Source organism: Azomonas macrocytogenes (assembly GCF_014191985.1).
In the GTDB taxonomy this organism is placed as follows: Bacteria; Pseudomonadota; Gammaproteobacteria; order Pseudomonadales; family Pseudomonadaceae; genus Azomonas; species Azomonas macrocytogenes.
In genome coordinates, this window is record NZ_JACHXI010000001.1 from 28,095 (window position 1) to 40,220 (window position 12,126).

General features: G+C 56.2%; 14 protein-coding genes. 3 read left to right on the plus strand and 11 right to left on the minus strand.

Going from position 1 to position 12,126, the window contains the following annotated elements:
* Window positions 1-14: 14 nt before the first annotated feature.
* The 8 genes from FHR87_RS00145 to ffh form a co-directional block, all read right to left on the minus strand.
* The gene (locus FHR87_RS00145; protein WP_183164674.1) at window positions 15-1,316 is read right to left on the minus strand and encodes a homoserine dehydrogenase; all 1,302 of its coding nucleotides are present in this window, start codon (window positions 1,314-1,316) and stop codon (window positions 15-17) included.
* A gap of 144 nt (window positions 1,317-1,460) precedes the next feature.
* A complete protein-coding gene (locus tag FHR87_RS00150; RefSeq protein WP_183164675.1) occupies window positions 1,461-2,192 on the minus strand; it encodes a DsbC family protein in 732 nt (243 codons plus the stop codon).
* A gap of 75 nt (window positions 2,193-2,267) precedes the next feature.
* Complete coding sequence (gene xerD / locus FHR87_RS00155) at window positions 2,268-3,164, minus strand: site-specific tyrosine recombinase XerD (RefSeq protein WP_183164676.1); 897 nt, start codon at window positions 3,162-3,164, stop codon at window positions 2,268-2,270.
* 88 nt (window positions 3,165-3,252) lie between these two features.
* Window positions 3,253-3,603, minus strand: coding sequence for a 50S ribosomal protein L19 (gene rplS / locus FHR87_RS00160; RefSeq protein WP_183164677.1), 351 nt, complete (start codon window positions 3,601-3,603; stop codon window positions 3,253-3,255).
* 42 nt (window positions 3,604-3,645) lie between these two features.
* Window positions 3,646-4,389: a tRNA (guanosine(37)-N1)-methyltransferase TrmD gene (gene trmD, locus FHR87_RS00165; RefSeq protein ID WP_183164678.1), complete on the minus strand. Its 744-nt coding sequence runs from the start codon at window positions 4,387-4,389 to the stop codon at window positions 3,646-3,648.
* A gap of 13 nt (window positions 4,390-4,402) precedes the next feature.
* Window positions 4,403-4,936 carry a ribosome maturation factor RimM gene (gene rimM, locus FHR87_RS00170; protein ID WP_183164679.1) on the minus strand — a complete coding sequence of 178 codons (534 nt, stop codon included), beginning with the start codon at window positions 4,934-4,936 and terminating at the stop codon, window positions 4,403-4,405.
* A gap of 5 nt (window positions 4,937-4,941) precedes the next feature.
* Complete coding sequence (rpsP, locus tag FHR87_RS00175) at window positions 4,942-5,196, minus strand: 30S ribosomal protein S16 (RefSeq protein WP_183164680.1); 255 nt, start codon at window positions 5,194-5,196, stop codon at window positions 4,942-4,944.
* Window positions 5,197-5,372: 176 nt separating this feature from the next.
* Entirely contained in the window at window positions 5,373-6,749 is a 1,377-nt protein-coding gene (gene ffh / locus FHR87_RS00180; RefSeq protein ID WP_183164681.1) for a signal recognition particle protein, read from the minus strand.
* 161 nt (window positions 6,750-6,910) lie between these two features.
* Between ffh and FHR87_RS00185 the strand changes: the two genes are divergently transcribed.
* Window positions 6,911-7,711 (plus strand): cytochrome C assembly family protein, encoded by an 801-nt coding sequence (locus tag FHR87_RS00185; protein ID WP_183164682.1) that lies wholly within the window; start codon window positions 6,911-6,913, stop codon window positions 7,709-7,711.
* Window positions 7,712-7,951: 240 nt separating this feature from the next.
* Here the strand turns inward: FHR87_RS00185 and FHR87_RS00190 are convergent, their stop codons facing one another.
* Together FHR87_RS00190 and FHR87_RS00195 are read right to left on the minus strand one after the other, a co-directional pair.
* Window positions 7,952-8,476, minus strand: coding sequence for a DapH/DapD/GlmU-related protein (locus FHR87_RS00190; protein WP_183165101.1), 525 nt, complete (start codon window positions 8,474-8,476; stop codon window positions 7,952-7,954).
* Window positions 8,477-8,478: 2 nt separating this feature from the next.
* Window positions 8,479-9,084: a CoA pyrophosphatase gene (locus tag FHR87_RS00195; RefSeq protein WP_183164683.1), complete on the minus strand. Its 606-nt coding sequence runs from the start codon at window positions 9,082-9,084 to the stop codon at window positions 8,479-8,481.
* A gap of 293 nt (window positions 9,085-9,377) precedes the next feature.
* On the opposite strand from FHR87_RS00195, the gene FHR87_RS00200 reads away from it, so the two are divergent.
* Window positions 9,378-9,881, plus strand: a complete 504-nt coding sequence (locus tag FHR87_RS00200; protein ID WP_183164684.1) for a L,D-transpeptidase family protein — start codon at window positions 9,378-9,380, stop codon at window positions 9,879-9,881.
* A gap of 11 nt (window positions 9,882-9,892) precedes the next feature.
* On the opposite strand, the gene FHR87_RS00205 is transcribed toward FHR87_RS00200, so the two are convergent.
* Window positions 9,893-10,270: a tetratricopeptide repeat protein gene (locus tag FHR87_RS00205; RefSeq protein WP_183164685.1), complete on the minus strand. Its 378-nt coding sequence runs from the start codon at window positions 10,268-10,270 to the stop codon at window positions 9,893-9,895.
* Window positions 10,271-10,596: 326 nt separating this feature from the next.
* Between FHR87_RS00205 and FHR87_RS00210 the strand changes: the two genes are divergently transcribed.
* A complete protein-coding gene (locus tag FHR87_RS00210) occupies window positions 10,597-12,120 on the plus strand; it encodes a fumarate hydratase (protein ID WP_183164686.1) in 1,524 nt (507 codons plus the stop codon).
* Window positions 12,121-12,126 lie beyond the last annotated feature (6 nt).

The window sequence follows — 12,126 nt, forward strand, 5'->3', positions numbered from 1 at the left end:
CCGGCTCCAAGTGATTAATTGAGCTGTTCCACGCGGATTCGCATCACCTTGCCGGCAACACCTTCCAGCCCTTCCATGGCGGCGATGGCATCGTCGATCTTCTGCTCGATGACTTGGTGGGTAAGCAGGATCATCGGCACCAGTCCATCGTGCTCTTCGGCTTCTTTCTGCATGATGGATTCAATATTGATGCCACGCTCGGACAGTATACTGGCTACCTGGGCCAGCACACCCGGATGATCCTTGGCCTGGATGCGCAGGTAATAGGCGCTTGCGCAAGCGCTGATCGGCAGGACTGGATGGTCGGACAAAGCGTCCGGTTGGAAGGCCAGATGCGGCACGCGATTTTCCGGGTCGGATGTCATGGCCCGGACCACATCCACTACATCAGCCACGACTGCCGATGCTGTCGGCTCCATGCCTGCACCGGCGCCATAAAAAAGCGTGCTGCCCACCGCATCGCCATTGACCATCACAGCATTCATTACACCATTTACATTGGCGATCAGACGATCAGCCGGAATCAGTGTCGGGTGCACACGCAGCTCGATACCGGCCTCGGTACGACGTGCCATGCCAAGGTGCTTGATACGATAACCGAGGGCTTCGGCATAATTCACGTCAGCCGTGGTGAGCCGGGTGATTCCTTCGGTGTAGGCCTTATCGAACTGCAGGGGAACGCCGAAGGCGATGGAAGCCAAAATGGTCAGCTTGTGCGCAGCATCGATGCCTTCGACATCAAAGGTCGGATCGGCTTCGGCGTAGCCCAATGCTTGGGCCTCCTTGAGTACGTCATCGAAGGTTCGGCCCTTCTCGCGCATTTCAGTAAGAATGAAGTTGCCAGTACCATTGATGATACCGGCCAGCCAATTGATCTGGTTACCGGCCAAGCCTTCACGAATGGCCTTGATGATGGGAATACCACCAGCCACGGAAGCCTCGAAGGCCACGATCACGCCTTTTTCGCGAGCCTTGGCGAAAATCTCGTTACCGTGCACGGCTATCAGCGCCTTGTTGGCGGTGACCACATGCTTGCCGTTGTCAATTGCTTTCATCACCAGTTCACGGGCAACGGTATAACCACCAATCAGCTCGATGACGATATCGATATCGGGATTGTCGGCTACCTCGAGCACAGAGGTAACAGGGGTGTCGGAAGTATCGCAGCGAGGGTTGGACGAACGAGCTCCGATCTGTGCCACCTCGATTCCACGTCCGGCACGGCGAGCGATCTCCTCGGCATTGCGTTTCAGCACATTGAAGGTACCGCCACCGACGGTTCCCAGCCCACAGATACCCACTTTGACCGGTTTCACGCTGAACTCCCCGTTACACAGCAAAACGGCCCGCGTACGGGCCGCAAAAATATTGAACACTACGAAGCAACTACAGGTTAGTCAATGTGCAAGCACGACTACCTGACGCCATGCTGGGCGGCAAACAGCACAGCATGCCTTCAGTTATTTAGCCTTGGCTTTCAAGGCCTCCGCTGCCAGGACATTCGCCGGCTGGTAGCCTGGAATGATCTGCCCGTTGGCAAGGATAATGGCAGGTGTTCCCTGAATACCGATCTGCTGCCCAAGCGCGTATTGCCTGGCAACAGGATTATCGCACTTGGCCTTCGGTACATCCTCCTGCGACTTGGCGCGATTCATCGCCATTTTTCTGTCTCCAGCGCACCAGACGTACTCCAGCACGCTGGCACCATGGCTGGACAATCCCTGACGTGGAAACGCCAGATAACGTACCGCGACGCCACGCCGGTTCAGTTCAGGCACCTCGGCATGTAACTTCTGGCAATAAGGGCAGTCGGTGTCGGTGAATACCGTGATTTCGGTTTTGGGGTTATCCGGTGAAAAAATCACCATATCCTTTTCCGGAATAGATCCGATCTCCTTGACTACCGATTCGCCCTGTGCCTGTTCGGTCAAATTGACAGCCTGGCCGTCCTTGTATTGATACAGATATCCCTGAATCACGAATTGTCCGTCAGGGCTGGCATACAGATGACGCCCACCTTTCAGTTCAACCTGATAAAGCCCGGCCATCGGGCTCCTGGATACGGAGATAATCTCCATATCGGACTGCAAGGATTTCAGCGTCTCACGAATCGCCTGCTCCGGCTCGGCAGCAACGGCCAGAGAACCTGCAAGGCCGAGAGCAATGGCAGCGAGATAATGGATTGCACGCATGAAATCTCCTTGCGACACCAGCGATTGGAAAGGGCAAAACAATACCATATAAGGGCTTTCGCCTTCAGATCCCACCTATCCCCTGGGATGATGCTTGGCATGCAGCTCCTGCAAACGGGCCCGAGCAATATGAGTATAAATCTGGGTAGTCGAGAGATCGCTATGCCCTAACAACACCTGCACAGTACGCAGATCCGCACCGTGGTTGAGCAAATGGGTTGCAAAGGCATGGCGCAGGGTATGCGGCGAAATAGGTTTATCGATTCCAGCTACCTGCGCATGCAATTTGACCCGGTACCAGAACGTCTGGCGAGTCATCTGCTCGCCCCTCTGACTGGGAAACAGAACCTCACTCGGCTTACCAGCCAACAAGGCAGGGCGTGCCTCGCTCAAATACCTGTCCAACCAGTACATGGCCTCACCGCCAAGCGGTACCAGGCGCTCCTTACTGCCTTTACCGAAAACTCGTAGCACGCCTTGACGCAGGTTGATCTGATCGAGCGCCAGACTGACCAGTTCGGTTACTCGCAAGCCGCAGGCATACAGCACTTCCAGCATGGTGCGATCACGCAGCCCGAGGGGCGATTCGAGATCGGGGGCTAGCAACAGAGCTTCCACATTTGCCTCGGAAAGCACCTTTGGCAAAGGATGCCCCAAGCGAGGCAGCTCGATACGCAGGGTAGGGTCCTCTGCGATCAGTCCATCGCGCAGCAAATAACGATAGAAACCTCGTAAAGCCGATAGGAAACGGGAAGTCGAGCGCGCCTTGTAACCCTGATCCAGGCGCCAGGCAAGGTAATCGGTAATGGCATCGCGCCCAGCCTGGCGCAACTCCAAGCCACGCTCGTGCAGCCAAGTATCGAACAAGGCCAAATCGGTACCGTAAGACTCACGGGTATTACCCGAGAGGCCTTTTTCCAACCACAAGGCATCGAGAAAGATGTCGATCAACGGATCAACCTGTGCAGTCATGGGCAAGCCAGGCAAAGGAAGTGAATATCTTTTTCCAAGACAATAAAAAAGCAGCCAAAAGGCTGCTTTTTCGACGATACATCCGCTATCAGGAAAGCTTTTCCTTGATACGGGCAGCCTTGCCGGACAGCGCACGCAGATAGTACAGCTTCGCCTTGCGAACGTCACCGCGACGCTTGACGCTGATATTGTCAACCAACGGACTATAGGTCTGGAAAGTACGCTCCACACCAACACCATTGGAAATCTTGCGTACGGTAAAGGCGCTGTTCAGGCCGCGATTACGCTTGCCGATCACCACACCTTCGAAAGCCTGCAGACGCTGGCGGTCGCCTTCCTTCACTTTCACTTGCACGATTACGGTATCGCCAGGGGCGAATCCCGGAATCTCCTTGTTCATCTGCTCGGCTTCGAGCTGCTGAATAATCTTGTTGGTCATGCTGATGCTCCTGAGACAAGCCTGTGGCTTGTCATCGATACGTTAACTATCGTCCCGCTGGCGAATGTATTCCGCCAGCAGCTTTTGCTCTTCTCCAGAAAGCGAGCGGCAATCCAGAAGATCGGCACGGCGCTCCCAGGTCCTACCCAGGGACTGCTGCAAACGCCAGCGCCGGATGTGTTCATGGTTACCACTGAGCAGCACCTCAGGAACACGCTTATCCGCATATACCTCGGGTCGAGTATAGTGCGGGCAGTCGAGCAGGCCATCGCTGAACGAGTCCTCCTCGGCCGAATCCACATGGCCCAATGCTCCGGGAAGCAGCCGGGTCACGGCATCGATCAGCACCATGGCCGGCAGCTCACCGCCGGACAATACATAGTCGCCAACCGACCATTCCTCATCCACATGCGCCTCGATAAAGCGCTCGTCTATTCCTTCGTAACGGCCGGCGATGAGAATCAAGGCATTCTCGGTAGCCAGTTCGCGGACACCTGCTTGCTCCAAGCGACGTCCTTGAGGCGACAAATAGATCACCTTTGCCGCATCGCCAGCCGCCTGCCTGGCCTCTGCCAAGGCGTCTTCCAGTGGCTTGATCTTCATCACCATGCCCGGACCACCACCGAAGGGCCGGTCATCCACCGTCTGGTGACGATCGTCGGTATAGCTCCGGGGGTTCCAGCAAGTCAGTCGCAGCAGTCCTTGCTTGATTGCACGACTACTGATTCCGTACTCTCGGATGGCAGCGAACATTTCTGGAAACAGGGTAATGACTTCAATACGCATACTGCGCTGCCGCTCAGAAATCTGAGTCCCAATCGACGCTCATTTCACCTGCAGCCAAGTCGATACTCAAAACGCAATGATCGATATAAGGCAACAGCCTTTCGCGATCGTCCAGGCTATCTTCACAGGGCCGAACTACCAATACGTCGTTGGCTCCCGTCTCGAGCAGATGATGAACCTTACCCAGCAATTCGCCAGCCTGATTGGTGACTTTCAAGCCTTCGAGCTGATACCAGTAGTATTCGCCATCCTCAAGCACAGGCAGTTGCTGCTTGGGCAGGTAAATCTCGAAGTCAGCATAACTTCTCGCCTCTTCCCGATCCTCCAACCCTTTGAGCCTGGCCACCAGGATATTACCTTGCAGGCGTCCCTGGAGCAGTTCCACCTGCCTGACTTCCTCACCTCGCCGTAGCGTCCAGTGACGATAATCCAGCAGGTTATCTATCGGATCGGTATAGGAATAAACCTTGACCTCACCGCGAACACCATGCACCGAAACGATCTTGCCGAGAATCAGCAACTCATCGGCAGCAGGCGTCGTGCTCATCTCGCTCAGGCAGCAACGCCTTTAGCAGCGTCCTTGAGGAGCTGGGCAACGCGCTCTGACGGCTGTGCGCCTTGGCTCAACCAGTAAGAAACCCGCTCCTGGTCGACGGAAAGACGCACTTCGCCACCTGCAGCGATCGGGTTGAAGAAACCGATGCGCTCAACGAAACGACCATCGCGAGCATTGCGGCTGTTGGTCACGGTCAGGTGGTAGAAAGGGCGCTTCTTGGAGCCGCCACGAGCAAGACGGATGGTTACCATGTGAAGATTGTTCCTGTAGTTGCTACTGCAAATCTTGAATTCATAAGGGCCTTTGGCCCGGAAGGTCGCACATTCTAAGGATTATCCGTCACTTTGCAAATCCGTTTTGCGAAGCATCGTGGCCGAAACGATTGAGCAAATGCTTCGGAAATATCCCTTTTGGGCTACATACAGCCTCAGAACTTGGGCATCCCGCCACCGGGAAACATGCTACCCATGCCACGCATCATCTTGGCCATACCACCCTTTCCGGTAACTTTTTTCATCATCTTCTGCATCTGTTTGTGCTGCTTGATTACTCGGCCGACATCCTGCACCTGGGTACCGGACCCCAGTGCGATACGGCGCTTGCGCGAGCCACTGATGATATCGGGGTTACGGCGTTCCGCCTGCGTCATGGAGTTGATAATAGCTTCCATCTGGGAAAACTGCTTCTCTGCCGTGTCCTGAACGTTGCCCATCTGCGACAGGTTAATGCCACCGATAGCCGGCAATTTTTCCATCAGACTTCCGAAACCGCCCATGCTTTTCATCTGCTGGAGCTGGTCACGAAAATCCTCAAGATCGAATCCCTTGCCCTTCTTCAGCTTGCTGGTGAGCTTTTCCGCTCGCTCTCGATCCAGGTTTTGCTCGGCCTGTTCGATCAGGCTCAGCACATCGCCCATGCCGAGAATACGTGAGGCAACCCGGTCCGGATGGAATGGATCGAGTGCATCGCTTTTCTCACCCATCCCCAGAAACTTGATGGGCTTGCCAGTAATTGCCCGCACGGACAGCGCCGCGCCACCGCGCGCATCGCCATCGACCTTGGTCAGAATCACGCCTGTCAGTGGCAAGGCATCGCCGAACGCCTTGGCAGTATTGGCAGCATCCTGGCCAGTCATGGAATCGACGATGAACAGCGTCTCGACCGGCTTGATGGCAGCGTGGACAGCCTGGATTTCCTGCATCATGCCGGTATCGATATGCAGGCGGCCGGCAGTATCCACCAGCACGACGTCGATGAACTTGAGCTTGGCTTCGCGGATTGCTGCCTGGGCGATATCGACCGGCTTCTGGCTCGAGTCGGATGGATAGAAGGTCACCCCTACTTCAGCAGCCAGCGTTTCCAACTGCTTGATGGCAGCCGGGCGATAGATATCGGCGGAAACCACCAGTACGGACTTTTTCTTACGCTCCTTGAGGAAGCGGGCCAGCTTTCCAACCGTAGTAGTCTTGCCCGCGCCCTGCAGGCCAGCCATCAACACCACAGCAGGCGGAACCGCGTTCAATGCCAAGTCTTCGTTGGCCGATCCCATCAATTCTTCAAGCTCGGTACGAACAATCTTCACGAAAGCCTGGCCGGGCGTCAGGCTTTTCGAAACCTCGGTACCGACTGCCCGCTCCTTGACCTTGCCGACGAAGTCCTTGACCACCGGCAATGCGACATCGGCTTCGAGCAAGGCCATACGCACTTCGCGCAGTGTGTCCCTGATGTTGTCTTCGGTCAGCTTGGCCTTGCCGGTGACATGGCGAAGAGTCTGGGAAAGACGGTCGGTAAGATTTTCGAACATGAGTCATTCCACACTTAGCTGGGATAACGATTATAAAAGGCGCCAACCGTATGCCGATAGTCCGCCAATCAGTGTTTTCCAGTCGAGAAAGGCCTGGAAGCTTTTTCAGCTGGTATGTTTATGACACACTCAGGTTCTTTTCGAATCAGTTCTCAATAACTATGCACCCTCTGCTGCCCAGCCTCGCTGCCGCCTGCCTTTATGCTGGCGCTACTGGATACCAAGGCCTGCGTCTGGCGCAACGTACCCCGCCAGACAGACGGATTCTGGTCGGGATCGGCATTCTCGCCCTGCTTGCCCATAGTCTGAGCCTATTCCAGCAACTGCTGAGCCCGGCAGGACTGCACCTGGATTTCTTCAACGCATCCAGTCTGATTGCTGCTTCGATCATATGCCTGATGCTGCTGGCGCTGCGACGAATACCTGTCGACAACTTGCTGTTGCTGCTTTTTCCGATGGGTATGCTAACCGTACTGCTTGCCCAGTTCGCGCCATCAGGAACTGCACCGCCTATTACCGAAAAACCGGGGATTCTGGCGCACATCCTGTTATCGATCCTGGCCTACGGCATGTTCACCATTGCTGCACTTCAGGCTCTGCTTCTGCTGTTGCAAAATTACAATCTCAAGCACAAGCATCCTTCCGGCCTGATCAAGAACTTTCCACCCTTGCAGACCATGGAAAGCCTGCTGTTCAATTTTATCGCGGCTGGCTGGGTGCTGCTGTTCGCCTCGTTGCTGTCCGGGTGGCTGTTTCTTAATGATATGTTCGCCCAGCATCTGGTGCACAAAACCTTTCTCTCGGTCATTGCCTGGATCGTTTTCGGCTTTCTACTGCTGGGACGCCGCTACTTCGGCTGGCGCGGGCTTATCGCCGTGCGCTGGACGCTGTCCGGCTTCTGGCTGCTGATGCTGGCTTACTTCGGCAGCAAGCTGGTGCGTGAATATATCCTGCACGTCTGAAGCCCTTACTCCAAACGCCCGGACCGACTTTCGAGCATTTACTTGTAGAATCCATGCAGCCTGGCCCGCTCGTCGCAGCGGGCAAGTATCCGGCGACGCTCGTCATTGCCCAGCCCAGCAGGTAATTCCTTCAAGCGAACGGGAGCAGCCGATGCTGGCGCAAGGGAATGCCACGGTTTTTTCGGCTGAGCGAGGATTACCCGACGGCCACTCTTCTGTGCGAGGGCTCCCTGCCCCTCATCAATCGACCTGCTTGCGCAGCTCGCGCGCATAGCGGCGAGCGTTCTCGACATAATGAGCAGCACTGGCTTCGAGCTGCTTTTTTTGTTCTTCGGTAAGTTCGCGCACCACTTTGCCGGGGGAGCCCATCACCAGAGAGCCATCGGGGATTTCTCGCCCCTCGGGAATCAGCGTATTGGCGCCGATCAGACAATGCTTGCCGATCTTCGCTCCGTTCAGGATCACCGAATTGATACCTATCAGGCTGTAATCGCCTACTGTGCAGCCATGCAGCATGACGTTATGTCCGACAGTGACGCCTGTACCCAGGATAAGCGGATGCCCCATATCGGTATGCAGCACACTGCCATCCTGAACATTGCTGTTTTCACCGATATGGATCAGCTCGTTGTCGCCACGCGCCACTACACCGAACCAGACGCTGGCTCCAGCCTCCAGTTTCACTTTGCCAACCAGCGTAGCATTCGGCGCAATCCAGCTTTGCGGGTGGCTCTCAATGAAGAACTCTCCAAGACGATATTGCACAGTCATGAGCTCCTTGGATTCGGATCGGCAGCTTTTTGTAGCTTGATCCCGGCGTCATATACGAGATTGACCAGTTCGACGATCATCATCGCAGTCAACCCCCAGATCTTGTAGTCGCCATAGCGGTAACAGGGCACGTGCCAGGTAGTACCCAGATGATCAATCCGGTGTGTGGTTTCCCGTGGCATCGTGCAGAAGAAATCAAGGGGTACCGAAAAAACCGACGCAATCTCGGCATCGTTGGCCCGGTACTCAGTACAATCGGGAATCAGGCCAACATAAGGAATGACATGGATGCCATGGCGGGAAACCAGACTGCTCAAGGAGCCGACAAGCTCCACTACGCCTGGCGATAAACCGATCTCTTCGGTCGTTTCACGCAAGGCCGTCTGGACCAGGTCAGCATCATTGGGGTCCCTGCGGCCACCGGGAAAAGCCACTTCACCACTATGGCTCGACAGGCTGCTGGCACGCAGCGTCAGTACCAACTCGGGTACCCGCCGCGATTTGACAATTGGCATCAGTACAGCGGCCTCAGGCAAAGGCGCTTCGAACTTCAGCAGTCGTGGCGAGTGGTTGCGCACGCGACACATGATATCGCTCAGCATGCAGTGTCCCGTTCCGGTTTTTCATCATCATGGCATGAAAAAAGAGCGCTACTCAAACCAGAACCAGCGCTCGGCTACCTTGCACTTCGACGCGCAACGTATGGCGGCCTCATTTTTCAATCAAAGTTCGATTCCCTGGCAGGCGCCGGCTTTCCCGAGCACCGCTCGTATCTTAGAATACGTCATCTCCAGCCGGGCACTGCGAACCTTTCCCGCTCGCAACACAGCCATCGTATCGATGATATGTGTCCCGCCAACAGGCCTGATTTCCCTTTTCATCCAGGAAGTACTAGATGCGCTGGTTGCTTGCCTTATTCTGCCTACCATTCGCAGTATTCACCTACGCCAATGTCTCTCCATTTTTGCAAGGCAAGTCCATAGACAAGGTGCTGGTAGTGAAGTCCGAACGAAAACTGCATCTGTTGAGCAAGGGGGAAACCCTCAAGAGCTACAAGGTTTCGCTGGGCAAACAGCCCAAAGGAGCCAAGCGGCGCGAAGGGGACCGGCGAACGCCCGAAGGGCTTTACTGGATCGACTGGCGCAAGACCAGCGACAAATTCAATCTCTCCATGCACATCTCCTACCCCAATGCCCGGGATCTGGCGCGCTCCAAGGCCGAGAATGTCTCTCCGGGAGGCATGATCATGCTGCATGGCACACCGCTGGATAACAACTATCCCGAGTGGTACTTCAATAGCCTGGACTGGACCGAAGGCTGTATCGCCCTGAGCAACGCAGACATGCAGGAAATCTGGCAACTGGTCAAAGATGGCACGCTGATCGAAATCAAGCCCTAAAAAACCCGGTTTTACGGTTTGGCCGGATAGATGGCCACAGTATCGCCAACACGGTAGTGACCGAGTTGGCGCAGCGTTTCCAGCCTGGCCTTTGCCCGGAAAGCATACTCGCTGGACGGATAGCGCGACTGAATGAAGAGATAAGTCTGCGCCGCATCGACGAACAACCCCTGCCGCTCCAGGCAGTTTCCACGCAACAGCGAAATCTCGGGCTGCATGCTGCTGCCGACACGACGCTGTCGCTCAGCCTGAGATAGGGCCAGCAATGTCCCCAGGCAGTCATTGGCCGCATAGGCTTCGTAGGCGCTGTCCATATAGCGATCCGCGGCGCCACGACTCGAACAGGCGCCACAGGACAAAGCGAGAATCAGAACGATCAGGGTACGCATGGTGAACTCCTCCGCTCATGCCTTGTCGGCCAGGCTGAAAAAACCTGAAGGCTTCGCCACCATGAAGAAGAATACGGTCATCCACCGTATGCCTATCGGGTAGTACTGTCATTTTGCCCGCCAGCTGCCGTCATCTCTCCGATGGTCCTATGTCGGAAGAGGCCCTAATCTTGGCATTCTGCCGCCTTATGCATAGCGGCGTTCTGGTGTCTCCTCCGCTCAGGCGCGCTATACTGCCGCACCCTATTATTCAAATTATTTAATGGCGCGTCCGCTTGTCCGGCGCGCATCGATTGTTCCTACTCTAATAAATGAGGACGCGTTGCATGACCGTGATCAAGCAGGAAGACCTGATACAAAGCGTCGCCGATTCGCTTCAATTCATCTCCTACTACCACCCCGTGGACTTCATCCAGGCAATGCATGAGGCCTATTTGCGCGAGGAATCGCCTTCTGCGCGCGATTCGATTGCGCAAATTTTAATCAACTCGCGTATGTGCGCCACCGGCCATCGGCCGATCTGCCAGGACACCGGCATCGTCACCGTCTTCGTCAAGGTTGGTATGGACGTGCGCTGGGACGGCGCGACGCTGAGCGTCGACGACATGATCAATGAGGGCGTGCGACGCGCCTACAACCTGCCGGAAAACGTGCTGCGCGCCTCGATCCTCGCCGACCCGGCCGGTGCCCGCAAGAACACCAAGGACAACACCCCGGCAGTGATCCACTACTCCATCGTCCCTGGCGACAAGGTGGAAGTGGACGTCGCAGCCAAGGGTGGCGGCTCCGAGAACAAATCGAAAATGGCCATGCTCAACCCTTCCGACTCCATCGTCGACTGGGTGCTGAAGACGGTACCGACCATGGGCGCGGGCTGGTGTCCGCCGGGCATGCTAGGCCTGGGTATTGGCGGTACTGCCGAGAAAGCCGCGCTACTGGCCAAGGAAGCGCTGATGGATGAAATCGACATCCATGAACTGAAGGCCCGTGGCCCGCAAAATCGCGTCGAAGAGCTGCGCCTGGAGCTGTTTGAAAAGGTCAACCAACTGGGCATCGGTGCCCAGGGCCTGGGTGGCCTGACCACCGTCCTGGATGTGAAGATCAAGGACTACCCAACCCACGCCGCCTCCCTACCGGTATGCATGATCCCCAACTGCGCCGCTACTCGCCATGCGCACTTCGTACTCGACGGTTCCGGCCCGGCGGCCCTGGAAGCTCCACCCCTGGACGCCTATCCGGAAATCGTCTGGGAAGCCGGCCCCTCCGCCCGCCGCGTCGACCTGAACACCGTCACGCCGGAAGACGTGCTGGCCTGGAAACCGGGCGAAACCCTGCTGCTCAACGGCAAGATGCTCACCGGCCGCGACGCCGCGCACAAGCGCATGGTGGACATGCTCAACAAAGGTGAGAAATTGCCAGTGGATCTAAAAGGTCGCTTCATCTACTACGTCGGCCCGGTCGATCCGGTTCGCGACGAAGTGGTTGGACCAGCCGGCCCGACTACAGCAACCCGGATGGATAAATTCACCCGGCAGATTCTCGAAAGCACTGGCCTTTTGGGCATGATCGGCAAGTCCGAACGCGGTCCGATCGCCATCGAGGCGATCAAGGACAACAAAGCCGTGTACCTGATGGCCGTAGGCGGTGCCGCCTACCTGGTTGCCCAGGCGATCAAGGCGTCGAAAACCCTGGCGTTCGCCGAACTGGGCATGGAAGCCATCTACGAATTCGACGTGAAGGACATGCCGGTAACTGTCGCAGTCGATGCCAAGGGCGAGTCGGTGCATAACACCGGGCCAGCTCTGTGGCAGAAAAAAATCGCTGAGAGCCTGGCGGCCGAAGTGAAGTAAGTTGTT